At 57.7% G+C, this 14,496-nt stretch carries 15 protein-coding genes; 10 read left to right on the forward strand and 5 right to left on the reverse strand.

Features of this window, described 5'->3' with window-relative positions:
- Positions 1-61 precede the first annotated feature (61 nt).
- Positions 62-313 (forward strand): sulfurtransferase TusA, encoded by a 252-nt coding sequence (tusA, locus tag HFD95_RS16915; RefSeq protein WP_010253330.1) that lies wholly within the window; start codon positions 62-64, stop codon positions 311-313.
- A 54-nt stretch (positions 314-367) separates the two neighbouring features.
- Here the strand turns inward: tusA and HFD95_RS16920 are convergent, their stop codons facing one another.
- A complete protein-coding gene (locus HFD95_RS16920; RefSeq protein WP_167430529.1) occupies positions 368-2,659 on the reverse strand; it encodes a zinc/cadmium/mercury/lead-transporting ATPase in 2,292 nt (763 codons plus the stop codon).
- Between the two features lie 93 nt (positions 2,660-2,752).
- Positions 2,753-3,382, reverse strand: coding sequence for a lysoplasmalogenase (locus HFD95_RS16925; protein WP_010253326.1), 630 nt, complete (start codon positions 3,380-3,382; stop codon positions 2,753-2,755).
- 144 nt (positions 3,383-3,526) lie between these two features.
- On the opposite strand from HFD95_RS16925, the gene HFD95_RS16930 reads away from it, so the two are divergent.
- Positions 3,527-3,883, forward strand: coding sequence for a DUF2500 domain-containing protein (locus HFD95_RS16930; RefSeq protein WP_033759060.1), 357 nt, complete (start codon positions 3,527-3,529; stop codon positions 3,881-3,883).
- 26 nt (positions 3,884-3,909) lie between these two features.
- Here the strand turns inward: HFD95_RS16930 and HFD95_RS16935 are convergent, their stop codons facing one another.
- Positions 3,910-4,182, reverse strand: coding sequence for a DUF1145 family protein (locus HFD95_RS16935; RefSeq protein ID WP_003852192.1), 273 nt, complete (start codon positions 4,180-4,182; stop codon positions 3,910-3,912).
- Positions 4,172-4,771, reverse strand: a complete 600-nt coding sequence (gene rsmD, locus HFD95_RS16940) for a 16S rRNA (guanine(966)-N(2))-methyltransferase (protein WP_010671526.1) — start codon at positions 4,769-4,771, stop codon at positions 4,172-4,174. The genes HFD95_RS16935 and rsmD overlap by 11 nt, the downstream gene beginning before the upstream one ends.
- A gap of 232 nt (positions 4,772-5,003) precedes the next feature.
- Between rsmD and ftsY the strand changes: the two genes are divergently transcribed.
- From ftsY to rpoH, 4 genes are all read left to right on the forward strand, one after another.
- Positions 5,004-6,695, forward strand: coding sequence for a signal recognition particle-docking protein FtsY (gene ftsY, locus HFD95_RS16945; RefSeq protein WP_167430530.1), 1,692 nt, complete (start codon positions 5,004-5,006; stop codon positions 6,693-6,695).
- A gap of 5 nt (positions 6,696-6,700) precedes the next feature.
- On the forward strand, positions 6,701-7,369 hold the full coding sequence (gene ftsE, locus HFD95_RS16950; protein ID WP_010253318.1) for a cell division ATP-binding protein FtsE: 669 nt from the start codon (positions 6,701-6,703) through the stop codon (positions 7,367-7,369).
- Positions 7,359-8,342 (forward strand): permease-like cell division protein FtsX, encoded by a 984-nt coding sequence (gene ftsX, locus HFD95_RS16955; RefSeq protein WP_010253316.1) that lies wholly within the window; start codon positions 7,359-7,361, stop codon positions 8,340-8,342. The genes ftsE and ftsX overlap by 11 nt, the downstream gene beginning before the upstream one ends.
- A gap of 240 nt (positions 8,343-8,582) precedes the next feature.
- Positions 8,583-9,440 carry an RNA polymerase sigma factor RpoH gene (gene rpoH / locus HFD95_RS16960; RefSeq protein WP_010253314.1) on the forward strand — a complete coding sequence of 286 codons (858 nt, stop codon included), beginning with the start codon at positions 8,583-8,585 and terminating at the stop codon, positions 9,438-9,440.
- A 59-nt stretch (positions 9,441-9,499) separates the two neighbouring features.
- Here rpoH and panM read toward each other — a convergent pair whose 3' ends face one another.
- Entirely contained in the window at positions 9,500-9,895 is a 396-nt protein-coding gene (gene panM / locus HFD95_RS16965; protein ID WP_033759053.1) for an aspartate 1-decarboxylase autocleavage activator PanM, read from the reverse strand.
- 395 nt (positions 9,896-10,290) lie between these two features.
- Between panM and HFD95_RS16970 the strand changes: the two genes are divergently transcribed.
- From HFD95_RS16970 to livG, 4 genes are all read left to right on the forward strand, one after another.
- Positions 10,291-11,403, forward strand: coding sequence for a branched-chain amino acid ABC transporter substrate-binding protein (locus tag HFD95_RS16970; RefSeq protein WP_010253311.1), 1,113 nt, complete (start codon positions 10,291-10,293; stop codon positions 11,401-11,403).
- Between the two features lie 134 nt (positions 11,404-11,537).
- Complete coding sequence (gene livH, locus HFD95_RS16975) at positions 11,538-12,464, forward strand: high-affinity branched-chain amino acid ABC transporter permease LivH (RefSeq protein ID WP_009087789.1); 927 nt, start codon at positions 11,538-11,540, stop codon at positions 12,462-12,464.
- Complete coding sequence (locus HFD95_RS16980; RefSeq protein ID WP_010253305.1) at positions 12,461-13,732, forward strand: high-affinity branched-chain amino acid ABC transporter permease LivM; 1,272 nt, start codon at positions 12,461-12,463, stop codon at positions 13,730-13,732. The genes livH and HFD95_RS16980 overlap by 4 nt, the downstream gene beginning before the upstream one ends.
- Complete coding sequence (gene livG, locus HFD95_RS16985) at positions 13,729-14,496, forward strand: high-affinity branched-chain amino acid ABC transporter ATP-binding protein LivG (RefSeq protein ID WP_167430531.1); 768 nt, start codon at positions 13,729-13,731, stop codon at positions 14,494-14,496. Before HFD95_RS16980 ends, livG begins: the two co-directional genes overlap by 4 nt.

Consider the following 14,496-nt stretch of genomic DNA (forward strand, 5'->3'; position numbering starts at 1 on the left):
CGCCTTGCTTCACCGCCAGCACGCGCTAGAATGAGCGCCCCTTACCTGAACCGAGTTGATTATGAGCGATGCTTTTTCCTCTGCCGACCATCAGCTGGATGCCCGTGGCCTGCGTTGCCCGGAGCCGGTGATGATGGTGCGCAAAACCGTACGCAGCCTGCAGGATGGCGAGACGTTGCTGATCATCGCCGATGATCCGGCCACCACGCGCGATATTCCCGGCTTCTGCCGCTTTATGGAACATGGCTTGCTGGCGCAGCAAACCGACACGCTGCCCTATCAGTTTCTGATCCGCAAAGGCATGGCGGGTTAACGACAGCCGTACAGGCCGCCGTTAACCTCACTCTTCAGATCAGAAGCCGCCTGCTCAGGCGCGGCGACGCAGTAACCGCAGCGCGTTGGCGGTGACCAGCGCGGTCGCACCCGAATCCGCCAGCACCGCCAGCCAGAGTCCGGTCAGACCCAGCAGGGTTGTGACCAGGAAAATCGCCTTCAGCCCCAGCGCAATACCGATATTCTGACGGATGATGCGCCGAGTCCGGCGTGCCAGCGCAATCATCGGAGCCAGATTGCTGAGCTGATTACGCGTCAGGGCAGCATCGGCCGCTTCCAGCGCCACATCGGTGCCGCTGCCCATCGCAATGCCCAGCGTTGCCGCTTTCATTGCTGGCGCGTCGTTAATGCCATCCCCGACCATCGCCAGCGGCTGTTGCTGACTCAGTTCGCGGATCGCCGCGACTTTATCGGCGGGCAGCAGACTGGCGCGATAATCAATATCGAGCTGGCGGGCAATGGTCGCCGCAGCGCGCGGATTGTCGCCGGTCAGCATCAGGCTCTCAATACCCAGCTTTTTCAGCGCCTTTAACGCCTCGACGGCGTCGTCGCGCAACTGATCGCGCAGAGCCAGCGCACCCAGCGCTTCGCCATCGCGCATCAGCACCACCAGAGTTTCACCTTCGGCTTCCTGTTGCGCTATCTGCGCATTTTGCTGCGGCGTCAGACCGGGTGCATGGCCGGGCGTCAGCAGCTGAATCTGCTGGCCAGCGACTTTCGCGCTGATGCCGCGTCCCGCCTGCACCTGCTGATCCTGCGCGTCAGGAATCACCAGATCACGCGCCTGCGCGGCCGCCACGATAGCGCTGGCCAGCGGATGGGTGGCACCCTGTTCCGCAGCGGCGCTCAGCGCCAGCATCTCTGACTCGCTGGCCGTGCCAAAGCGCAGGATCTGCGTCAGCTGTGGCTTGCCCAGCGTCAGAGTAGCGGTTTTATCAAACGCCATTCTGCGCACCGAACTCAGCCGCTCCAGCGCCGCACCGCCTTTGATCAGTGCGCCCTGTCGCGCCGCTGCAGCCAGCCCGGAGGTAATGGCGGCAGGCGTGGAGATCACCAGTGCACAGGGGCAGCCAATCAACAGCAGTGTCAGCCCTTTGTAGATCCACGGCTGCCAGTCGCCTGCGCCGAGCAGTGGCGGCACCACCATCACCAGCAGCGACAGCAGCATGACCAGCGGCGTGTAAATACGGCTGAACTGGTCGATAAAGCGTTCGACCGGCGCACGATGCGTTTCCGCTTCTTCAATCAGCTGCAGGATACGGTCGATCGCGCTTTCACCCGGCTTCGACACCACTTCCAGCATCACCAGGCGATCAACGCTGGTAGCACCGGCGAGGATTTTTTCGCCGCTGGCCCGCGTTACCGGCAGTGATTCACCGGTTAGCGCGCTCTCATCGAAACTGGCAAGCGGGCTGATTAAGCTGCCATCGACCGGCAAGCGGCTGCCCGCCGCGACTTCAATCACATCGCCGGGTTGCAGCGCTGCGAGCGGTACCTCAGTACGTTTGCCCTGTTCAAGGCGGATCGCCGATTCAGGCCGCAACGCCATCAGGCTGGTTACGCCGCTGCGCGCCCTGGAAGCGGCATAGCTTTCCAGCTGTTCGCCCAGCTGAAACAGCACCAGCACCATCGCGGCTTCAGCGTGTGCGCCAATAATCAGTGCGCCAGCTGACGCCAGCGTCATTAATGTCTCAATAGTAAAAGGCGATCCGCTGCGCAGACGCTGCCAGGCACCGCGCGCCACCGGGACCAGGCCGACCAGCGTGGTCAGCACAAACAGCCGATCGCCCCAGGCGGGCGCGAACTGGCTGAGAATGCTACTGGCAAGCACCAGCAGCGCCAGCAAAATCAGCATCCGGTTATGCTGCCAGCCCGGCGTAGCGGGGGATGTGGCCAACGTGGCTGATGGGGTTGCGAGCTGGAAGCCGGCTTTTTTCACCGCCTGTTCAACGGCGTTTTGTACATCCTGGTCAGCATTGACTACCAGTTTCTCGCTGCTGAATAAGACACGGGCATCGGTCACGCCACTTACCTGACGGACAGCGGTTTCAATGGTGCGGGCACACGACGGGCAATCCATCCCGCTGACCTGCCAGCTAAAGGGATAACTGTCGGCACCTCGCCGGTCGCTTTCCTCAGCGGTGTCGGCGTCGTTGCCAGGGCTGCAGTGACTGTCACAGCAACAGCCTGCCGTCTCGGCAGGTACAGGCGTCGCGGCATGAATAGAAAGGGAGAGGGGGCGGGCCTGGCGAACCTGGCACAGCGGTTTTGCTGCGGCGTGACTGGCACGGGGTTTGCCGCAGCCACAGGCGTGATGTTGATGCATATGACCTCCAGAGTGTAAGAATAGTGGGATGAGCAACGCAGCCCATCCTTTATCCTACACTCTGGAGTGAACTCCAGAGTCAAGGCTATTTTTTCAGACGACCCACAACGAGCGCACGATCATAAAGTGACCGGCGAAGTAGCAGGCGGCGACAATCGCGCTGTCGGCGGTAAAGCGGCGACGATAGTGTGAGATAAACCAGACGGCGTTTGCCAGCAGCAGCAGACCGGCACCCACCATAATCGAGAAGCTGTAATCGGTCGGGCGGAAGAAGTACTGCTCGGTCGCTATCCAGGTCATCACCAGCGTCATGCCGATAAAAGTGCAGACAGGCCAGCGCAGATCTTCCAGTCGGCTCCAGATGATGCCAATCAGGGCGGCACCGATGATGAGCAGCGTCAGCGGAATCGGCCAGAAGAAGGTCATGGTCATGCTGGCGGCGAAGCAGAGGGTATAAAGCAGGTGCGACAGGAAGAAAGCCCCGATGGCATAGAGCATCTGCTGACGTGGCAGCAGCGTTAACGCATCACCGACCAGCGTCGCGACCAGACCGGCCAGAATCAGGTAGTCCGTAGTCTGCAGCACCGGTGCCTGCCAGGCCAGCCCGACAAGCAGCAGCAGCGTGACCGGCTTAAATAACCAGCGTTGCCATTGCGGGCCGCGATAGGTGGCGTCGACATAGAGCCAGCCGGAGAAAAGTACAGCGAGGAAAGACCAGAGCATTGTTTCTCCCTTTTTTGTTCAAAATGGTGAAAGATCCCAAAATATCCCTTTCAGTTTAGGTTAAGCCTCTGAGATGTGACAATCAGGCAACTCTGGTTGTATGCTTTGCCGCCTGATTAATCATCCTGCAGGCACAAAAACGCTATGAGCAAACCGCCGCTAATCTTTATCATCGTTCTGGCGATTATCGCCGTGCTGGCGACCCGTCAGTTCATTAAGCAACGCCGGGAAGTGGCGGTGAATGACGCTTCACCCGAGCGTTCTCTGCAGGTTGAGGTCAAAACCAAACGTGAATTTCCTGCACCCAATCGCCGTTCACGGCAGCGGGAAGTGATCGCCGGGGAAGAGATGCGCTACGAGGTGCTGTTTCACCCGCTGAACGGTGCCAGCGACATCAAAGTGCAGCTTAAAGAGGCGGAATATCATCAGCTGGACAAGGGCGCCAGAGGCGAGCTGAAGATGCAGGGCACGCGCTTTATCAGCTTCACACCCCGGCAGTAACCGGCGGGCATCGCGCCCGCCCGGGATTATTTCTTGCGTGGGAAGTTTTTCTTCTGCCAGGCGACCAGTTCGAACACCCCGAACAGAAACACTTTGGCCTGGGTGACGCGGTCAATCGGCGGCGCATCTTTGGTCTGCGTGGTGCGCAGTAACACCAGCTGCAGGCCATGCATCAGGATCATGAAAATCAGCGCAACGTTGATAAAATAAGTCAGCGGTTTCGGGTAGGGATGAACCAGGTTAGCCAGCAGAAATCCCCACACGCATAGCATCAACAGACGCCCCAAATTAAGTAACATCCTGCGTCTCCTGTTGACGTTGATACAAACGATAAGCCACTTGTCCGGCTATTTTCTCGCGATAAAGATCCCACTCTGGCGGCACCGGCGGTGCGCCATTTTCCACTTCACTTTCGACGTAAATCAGCGCCTGATCGGCCAGCCAGTGATTCTGCTCCAGCAGCTGTAACGTCTGTTCCAGCAATCCCTGACGAAACGGCGGATCGATAAACACCACATCAAAGGGTTCACCTGGCTGTGCCAGCCAGTTTAACGCATTGGTCTGAATCACGGTGCCATTACTGGCGCGCAACGTCTGCAGATTTTTTGTCAGCTGCTGCGCCACCGGCCGTTCCAGCTCCAGCAGCGTCGCCGATCCCGCGTAACGCGACAGGGCTTCCAGTCCTAATGCGCCGCTACCGGCAAAGCAGTCGAGGCAGCGCGCCTCTGGCAGCACCGGGGCCAGCCAGTTAAACAGCGTCTCACGTACCCGATCGGTGGTCGGGCGCAGTCCGGCGCTGTCCGGCACCGGCAGTTTGCGTCCGCGCCACTGGCCGCCAATGATGCGAATCTGCCCGGCACCGCCTGTACTGCGGGGGTTTTTATTCATCTTGCTCACAACTCGTCATAATTTGTTGCGTAGTTTAACGGGCGAATCGGTGAGAAGAAACGTTAAAAAAGGGTGCTGTGGTGAGCTGGCTGGAAAGTGTTAGACTACTGAGTTGCTGAAGTCATGCATTATTCTGCGGTTTACGCCGGTCTGGCGCTGACCAACTTTCATTGATTTACCCCTGGAAACCACGCGCGACCGGGACAAAGCCATCGAGGAGTGTCGTCACACAATGGCAAAAGAGAAAAAACGTGGCTTTTTTTCCTGGCTGGGATTTGGCAAAGAGGAAGAGAAACAACCTGTCGCGGAGGAGCAGACACAAGAGGTCGCAGAACCCGCAGAGCAGCAGGCAGAACAGGACGCCCCGGCATTAAGCCAGGCTGAAGCGCAAGCGGAAGAGACTGTCGTTATCACCGAAACGGTGGCCGGGCAGCAGCGTGAGGCGGAAGTCACCGCGGCAGCGCCGCATGAGTCAGCACCCATGGTGCTGGATGAAGCTGCGCCGATTGAGGCCGATCCTGAAGCGCTACTGGAAATCGCCGCACCTGAACATGACGCGACGCCGGTTATTGACGCCGACGACGTGGTAAAGCCAGCCGTTGATGCGGAACCCGCGGATGCGCCGTTAAGCGAAGAAGAGCTGACCGCGCTGGCACTGGGCGATGCAGCGATCGTTGAAACCCCGGACAGCGAAGCGGACGCGCCATTAAGCGAAGAAGAGCTGACCGCGCTGGCGCTGGATGACGCCGGGATCGTTGAAACCCCGCACAGCGAAACCGAAGCGCCGTTAAGCGATGAAGCGCTGACGCCGGGCGAAGCTGCGATCGTTGAAACCCCGGACAGCGAAGCGGAAGCGCCGCTGACCGAAGAAGAGCTGACCGCACTGGCACTGGGCGAAGCCGAAGTCACCGACGCGGAACCGGCAGAGACATTATCCGATACCGTCAGCGATCTCCCGCTGGCCGCCGCGCCACTCATCGTGCAGGAGCAGGAGCGTCCCAGCAAAGAGGGCTTCTTTGCCCGCCTGAAGCGCAGCCTGGTGAAAACCCGTCAGAACCTCGGTTCCGGTTTTATCAGCCTGTTCCGTGGCAAAAAGATTGATGATGAGCTGTTTGACGAGCTGGAAGAGCAGCTGCTGATTGCGGATGTGGGTGTGGATACCACTCGCCGCATCATCACGCATCTGACCCAGCAGGCAAACCGCAAGCAGCTGCGTGACGCGGAAGCGCTCTTCGGCCTGCTGAAAGCGGAGATGGCCTCGATTCTGGCGAAAGTGGATGCGCCACTGGACGTCTCAGGCAAAACGCCGTTTGTGATCCTGATGGTTGGCGTCAATGGTGTAGGTAAAACCACCACCATCGGTAAACTGGCGCGCCAGTATCAGGCTGAAGGCAAATCCGTGATGTTAGCGGCTGGTGATACCTTCCGCGCCGCGGCTGTTGAGCAGTTGCAGGTGTGGGGTCAGCGCAATAACATTCCGGTGATTGCTCAGCACACCGGTGCAGATTCCGCTTCGGTGATCTTCGATGCTATTCAGGCGGCTAAATCGCGTGGCGTTGACGTGCTGATTGCCGATACCGCGGGTCGTCTGCAGAACAAATCGCATCTGATGGAAGAGCTGAAAAAAATCACCCGCGTGATGAAGAAACTGGATGATTCAGCGCCACACGAAGTGATGCTGACGCTGGATGCCAGCACCGGACAGAATGCGGTCAGCCAGGCCCGACTGTTTAATGAAGCCGTTGGCGTGACCGGGATTGCGCTCACCAAGCTGGATGGCACCGCCAAAGGCGGCGTGATCTTCTCGGTGGCCGATCAGTTCGGTATTCCGATTCGCTACATCGGCGTCGGTGAAGGCATTGAAGATTTACGGCCGTTTAAGGCGGAAGATTTTATTGAGGCACTGTTTGCCCGAGAGGACTAATTAGGATGATTCGCTTTGAAGAGGTCAGTAAGGCATATCTCGGCGGACGTCAGGCGCTGCAGGGGGTAGATTTCCGTCTGCGTCCTGGCGAAATGGCGTTTCTGACCGGCCACTCCGGTGCCGGTAAAAGTACCTTGCTGAAGCTGATTTGTGGCATTGAGCGCCCGAGTGCCGGAAAAATCTGGTTCAGCGGCCATGACATTTCCCGCCTGCGTAACAGCGAGGTGCCTTTCCTGCGTCGTCAGATCGGCATGATTTTCCAGGATCACCACCTGCTGATGGATCGTTCGGTTTATGAAAATGTGGCGATCCCGCTGATTATCTCCGGTGCCAGCGGCGAAGACATTCGTCGTCGCGTTTCGGCAGCACTGGATAAAGTGGGTCTGCTCGACAAAGCGAAAAGTTATCCGATTCAGCTTTCTGGCGGTGAACAGCAGCGTGTGGGCATCGCCCGTGCGGTGGTGAACAAGCCAGCCGTGCTGCTGGCCGATGAACCGACCGGTAACCTTGACGACGCGCTGTCAGAAGATATTCTGCGCCTGTTCGAAGAGTTTAACCGCGTCGGCGTCACCGTCCTGATGGCGACGCATGACAGCGGTCTTATCGCCCGACGCAACTACCGGATGATGACGCTGAATCAGGGACGTCTGCACGGAGGCCACGATGGTCAATAAACGCATTAAACGTCCGGCTGCGCCGAAAGCGAAGCAGCAGTCGAAGAGCAAAGCGCTGAAAGGCGGCTGGCAGGAGCAGTGGCGCTATGCGCTGCGCGGTACGCTTTCTGATATGTGGCGTCAGCCGCTGGCAACCCTGCTGACGGTGATGGTCATCGCCATTTCACTGACGCTGCCCAGCGTCTGCTACATGGTGTGGAAAAACGTCAGCCAGGCGGCAACGCAGTGGTATCCGGCGCCGCAGTTAACCGTTTATCTCTCCAAAACGCTGGATGACACGGCGGCAGAAAACGTGGTGGCGCAGCTCAAGCAGGTCGAAGGCGTGGATAACGTCAACTACCTGACGCGGGAAGAGGCGCTGAACGAGTTCCGCAACTGGTCAGGCTTTGGCGGCGCAATGGATATGCTGGAGCAGAATCCGCTGCCTGCGGTGGCCATCATCACGCCTAAGCTCAATTTCCAGAACTCAGACACCATGCAAAGCCTGCGCGATCGGGTAACTAAAGTGCAGGGCGTGGATGAAGTGCGGATGGATGATAGCTGGTTTGCGCGGCTGGCGGCGCTGACCGGGCTGGTGGGGCAGATCGCCTCAATGATTGGCGTGCTGATGATCGTGGCGGTGTTCCTGGTGATCGGTAACAGCGTCCGGCTCAGCATCTTTGCCCGACGCGACACCATTAACGTGCAGAAGCTGATTGGCGCCACTGACGGCTTTATCCTGCGTCCATTCCTCTATGGCGGGGCGCTGCTGGGCTTCAGCGGGGCGGTGCTGTCGCTGCTGCTGTCGGAAGTGCTGGTGCTGCGTCTGCAGTCCGTTGTTGCCAGTGTAGCAACCGTATTTGGTACCACCTTCTCGCTGGAAGGCTTCTCCTGGGATGAGGCGCTACTGCTGTTACTGATTGCGGCGATCATCGGCTGGGTGGCTGCGTGGCTGGCCACGGTACAACATTTACGTCGATTTACGCCGCAGTAAACGCCTGCAACATTTTTTTGTTATAATGGTCCTCTGCTACCGATGGTGGGTGCAGAGGATATTTCCCCTCTTCCCTTCCTGTCATCTGTGTGTAAAATATTCACCGCTATAATTGAACTTGTGGATAACTTTACCACTCTAAGTAGCACAGATTGCTTTCGGATTTCGCGCGACGTTGACGTAATGTATCGTCTGCGCAGGGAAATGTGCGGCAATTCCACTGAATTTGTGAGGGTTTGAATGACCAAAGAAATGCAAACTTTAGCTATTGCTCCTCTTGGCAACCTGGAGTCTTACGTCCGGGCTGCGAATACCTGGCCGATGCTCTCGGCAGAAGAGGAAAAAGCGTTGGCTGAACGGCTGCATTACCAGGGCGATCTGGATGCGGCAAAGACGCTGATCCTGTCTCACCTACGCTTTGTAGTTCATATCGCTCGTAATTACTCCGGCTACGGTCTGCCACAGGCTGACCTGGTCCAGGAAGGCAATATCGGCCTGATGAAAGCGGTACGTCGCTTCAACCCAGAAGTGGGCGTGCGTCTGGTTTCGTTTGCCGTGCACTGGATTAAAGCGGAGATTCACGAATACGTGCTGCGTAACTGGCGTATCGTGAAAGTCGCGACCACCAAAGCACAGCGTAAGCTGTTCTTTAACCTGCGTAAAACCAAGCAGCGTCTGGGCTGGTTCAATCAGGACGAAGTCGAGATGGTTGCGCGTGAGCTGGGCGTAAGCAGCAAAGATGTGCGTGAAATGGAATCGCGTATGGCCGCGCAGGATATGACCTTTGATATGTCTGCCGACGACGAGAGCAGCGAAGGCCGATCTATGGCACCCGTGCTTTATCTTCAGGATAAAACCTCTGACTTTGCTGACGGCATTGAAGAGGATAACTGGGATGCGCATGCGGCTGACAAGCTGAGCTATGCGATGGAAGGTCTGGATGAGCGTAGTCAGCACATCATTCGCGCCCGCTGGCTGGACGAAGACAATAAAACCACGCTGCAGGAGCTGGCCGATCAGTACGGCGTGTCAGCCGAACGTGTCCGGCAGCTGGAAAAGAACGCCATGAAGAAACTGCGTATGGCGATCGAAGCGTAACGCACTTCGACATCTTAAGGGGCGACTTTATGTCGCCCTTTTTGTTTTTCTGCGCCTGACTATTCTACCGCCATTATCCAGCCGTCACTCTGCGCCCTGAAGCCACACGCCTGCATAAAGGCTGCCCGCACCTGCTGATCGTCACTGCCATCATCGGCAATCCACCAGTCCGCTATCGACCCATTCTGCCTGATCGTCTCCTCCAGTAAATATTGTCCCACCCCGCGTCGCCGGGTGACATCGCGCACCGACAGCCGGTGAATTTTGCCGTGGATCCCGGCGATTTCCAGCTGCAAACCCGCCAGTAGCCGGTCGTTAAAACGGGCAGCATAGAGACGATGGCGCTCATCCAGCTGCTGCTCCAGTTGTTCAATCTCCAGATCCGGCCAGACTTTGCCAAGATCAATGCGGTCCTGCGCGGTCAGCGTGGTTAAACGCTGGATAGTGAGCTTCATAACAAAAACCTCTGTAACAGGGGAAAGTGCAGCGAAAATGTACAACCAGAGTGCTACCACATTTTCATCAATAAAACAGGTCAAAAGATGGTCGGGATGCCAGGATGATAGTTGTAAACAGGGAGAGCGTGCGATCAATCCAGCATAACGCGCTGGCAAAGCGGTGAAAAACCGGCCGTTGCCTCCAGTGTATTATGCTGTTTCACTCAGTCAATTCTGAATATGTCAGTTGATTTACAGAAGAAACTTCCTGTTTAATAACCTGAAAAATAAAGCCTTATTAATAAAAAATGTCAGAAAAGTACGCTAACTCATTCATGCTTAATCAGTTTTCGACTTTATCTGACAGCACAAACACTCACAACATACACGACAAAACAAATGGGGTAGTCAGGATGAAAATGAAAGGTCGCGCATTACTGGCGGGATGTGTAGCACTGGCGATGAGCCATGCGGCGCTGGCTGAAGATATCAAAGTGGCGATTGTCGGCGCAATGTCTGGCCCGGTGGCGCAGTACGGCGACATGCAGTTCGCCGGTGCGACTCAGGCGATTGAAGATATCAACGCTAAAGGCGGTGTTAACGGCAACAAACTGGTTGCGGTGAAATATGACGACGCCTGTGACCCGAAACAGGCGGTTGCGGTAGCGAACAAGGTGATTAACGACGGCATCCGCTACGTGATCGGCCATCTCTGCTCTTCATCCACCCAGCCCGCTTCTGACATCTATGAAGATGAAGGCGTGCTGATGATTACCCCGGCGGCGACCGCCCCTGACCTGACTTCCCGCGGCTATAAACTGATTATGCGCACCACCGGTCTCGACTCCGATCAGGGTCCGACCGCCGCGAAATATGTGATGAGCGAGCTTAAACCGCAGCGCATCGCCGTGGTGCATGACAAACAGCAGTATGGCGAAGGCCTGGCGCGCTCCGTACAGGAGAGCCTGAAAAAGCAGGGCGCCAATATCGTGATGTTTGAAGGTATCACCGCTGGCGATAAAGATTTCTCTACGCTGGTGGCGCGCTTCAAGAAAGAGAACGTCGATTTCGTCTATTTCGGCGGTTACTACCCGGAAATGGGCCAGATCGTGCGTCAGGCACGTGCTGCGGGCCTGAAAACCCAGTTTATGGGACCGGAAGGCGTGGGTAACGCCTCGCTGTCGAACATCGCCGGTGCCGCTTCTGAAGGCATGCTGGTGACCCTGCCAAAACGCTACGACCAGGTTGAAACCAACAAACCGATCGTTGAAGCGCTGAAAGCGAAGAAACTGGATCCGACCGGACCGTTCGTCTGGACCACCTATGCCGCACTGCAGTCGCTGGCAACCGGCATGGAGCGCAGCAAGAGCGCTGAGCCGGACGCTATCGTGAAAAACCTCAAGGAAGGTGCGGCGGTGCCAACCGTGATGGGCAACCTGAACTGGGATGAGAAGGGTGACCTTAAGGGCTTTGAATTCGGCGTCTTTAAATGGCATGCCGATGGCACCTCGACTGCAGTGAAGTAAACCAGGCTGTTTTGTGGTGAGCGGGAGGCCGGTTAACCGGTTTCCCCTGACCAGCGACACGAACGCCTGGTGCTGGTCTGCCAGGCGTTTTTTGTACCCCGATCGGCCACGATCGGTTAAGTAAGGGTCAAGGTATGTCCGAGCAGTTCCTCTATTTTATTCAGCAGATGTTTAACGGTGTGACCCTGGGCAGCACCTACGCGCTGATCGCCATCGGTTACACCATGGTTTACGGCATTATCGGCATGATCAACTTCGCCCACGGCGAGGTCTACATGATCGGTAGCTATGTCTCCTTTATCGTGATTGCCGCCCTGATGATGATGGGCATCGACACCACCTGGCTGATGATTGCGGCCGGCTTTGTGATGGCGGTAATTATCTCCAGCGCCTACGGCTGGAGCATTGAGCGCGTCGCCTACCGGCCTGTGCGCTCGTCCAAGCGCCTGATTGCGCTGATCTCCGCCATCGGGATGTCGATATTCCTGCAAAACTACGTCAGCCTGACGCAGGGTTCACGCGACCTGGCGTTGCCGAGTCTGATTACCGGACAGTGGACGGTAGGCGAGAGCAACGGTTTTGCCGCTACCATCTCCACCATGCAGATAGTGATCTGGGTGGTGACGTTCCTGGCGATGCTGGCGCTGACCACCTTTATCCGCTACTCACGCATGGGCCGCGCCTGCCGCGCCTGCGCAGAAGACCTGAAAATGGCCAGCCTGCTGGGGATAAACACGGACCGCGTGATCTCGCTGACATTTGTCATCGGTGCCGCGATGGCCGCGGTGGCGGGCGTATTGCTGGGACAGTTCTACGGTTCAATCAACCCCTTCATCGGCTTTATGGCAGGCATGAAAGCGTTCACCGCCGCTGTGCTGGGCGGGATTGGCAGTATTCCGGGCGCGATGATTGGCGGCCTGGTGCTGGGCATCGCCGAGGCGCTGACCTCGGCCTATCTCAGCACGGAATATAAAGATGTGGTCTCGTTTGCCCTGCTGATTGTGGTGCTGCTGGTGATGCCGACCGGGATTCTGGGCCGCCCGGAGGTCGAAAAAGTATGAAGACTTCCTTTATCAATGCCCTGATCTCCTCGGTGATGCTGCTGGTACTCGCCACCTTCTTTATGGGGCTGCGCCTGAATCTGGACGGCACTAATCTGGTGGTGCAGAACGCCGGCAGCGTGCGCTGGAACTGGATCGCCACAGGCTGTGCGGTGGTGTTTCTGTTTCAGCTGCTGCGTCCGGTATGGCAAAGCGGCCTGAAGAAAATTTCCGGTCCGGCGCTGGTGTTACCGGGTCTGGATGGCTCGACGCCGAAGCAGAAGCTGGTGATGGCGGTGCTGATTATCGCCGCCGTTGCCTGGCCATTCCTGGTGTCACGCGGCACCGTTGATATCGCCACCATGACGCTGATCTACGTGATGCTCGGTCTGGGCTTAAACGTGGTGGTCGGCCTCTCTGGCCTGCTGGTGCTGGGTTATGGCGGCTTTTACGCCATCGGTGCCTACACCTTTGCGCTGCTGAACCACTATTACGGTCTCGGCTTCTGGCAGTGCCTGCCGCTCTCCGGCATAGTTGCCGCGCTGTTTGGTCTGCTGCTGGGCTTCCCGGTGCTGCGACTGCGCGGCGACTATCTGGCGATAGTGACGCTGGGCTTCGGTGAGATCGTGCGTATTCTGCTGCTGAACAATACCGCCCTGACCGGCGGGCCGAACGGCATCAGCCAGATACCGAAACCGACGCTGTTTGGTCTGGAGTTTGGCCGTACGCCGCGGGAAGGCGGCTGGGATACCTTCCATAACTTCTTTGGGCTGAAGTACGATCCCAGCGACCGCATTATCTTCCTCTACCTGGTGGCGCTGCTGCTGGTGGTGCTGACGCTGTTTGTGATCAACCGGCTGCTGCGGATGCCGCTGGGCCGAGCCTGGGAAGCCCTGCGCGAGGATGAGATTGCCTGTCGTTCACTGGGCCTCAGCCCGACCCGCATCAAGCTGACCGCCTTTACCATCAGTGCCGCGTTTGCCGGTTTTGCCGGCAGCCTGTTCGCGGCGCGTCAGGGCTTTGTCAGCCCGGAATCCTTTACCTTTGTCGAATCCGCCTTTGTGCTGGCGATTGTGGTGCTGGGCGGGATGGGGTCGCAGTTTGCGGTGATTCTGGCCGCCATTCTGCTGGTGGTGTCACGCGAGCTGATGCGCGATCTCAATGAGTACAGCATGCTGGTGCTGGGTGGCCTGATGGTGCTGATGATGATCTGGCGTCCGCAGGGCCTGTTGCCGATGAAGCGTCCGCATCTGAAGCTCAGAACCGGTAAACAAGGAGAGCAGGCATGATTCAGCCTTTATTAGCCGTTGAAGGCCTGATGATGCGCTTCGGCGGTCTGTTAGCCGTGAACAATGTGGCGCTGGAGCTGCGTCCGCAGGAGATCGTTTCGCTGATTGGCCCCAATGGTGCCGGTAAAACTACTGTGTTCAACTGCCTGACCGGCTTTTACAAGCCAACCGGCGGGACGATCACATTGCGTGAGCAGCATCTTGAAGGGTTGCCGGGCCAGAAGATTGCGCGGATGGGCATCGTGCGGACGTTCCAGCACGTGCGTCTGTTCCGTGAGATGACGGTCATTGAGAACCTGCTGGTGGCGCAGCATCAGCATCTGAAAAGCGGCGTATTTTCCGGTCTGCTGAAAACGCCGGCGTTTCGCCGCAGTGAGAGCGAGGCGCTGGATCGTGCGGCGACCTGGCTGGAGCGGGTGGGGCTGCTGGATCTGGCTAACCGTCAGGCGGGCAATCTGGCTTATGGTCAGCAGCGTCGGCTGGAGATTGCGCGCTGTATGGTGACGCGCCCGGAAATCCTGATGCTGGATGAACCGGCGGCGGGCCTTAACCCCAAAGAGACCCATGAGCTGGATGCGCTGATTGCGGAACTGCGTGGCGAACACAAGGTGTCGGTGCTGCTGATTGAACATGATATGAAGCTGGTGATGGGCATTTCTGACCGTATTTATGTGGTCAATCAGGGAACGCCGCTGGCTAACGGAACGCCGGAAGAGATTCGTAATCACCCGGATGTCATTCGTGCCTATTTAGGAGAGGCCTGA

The organism is Pantoea sp. EKM10T (genome assembly GCF_011800685.1).
Lineage (GTDB): Bacteria > Pseudomonadota > Gammaproteobacteria > Enterobacterales > Enterobacteriaceae > Pantoea > Pantoea agglomerans.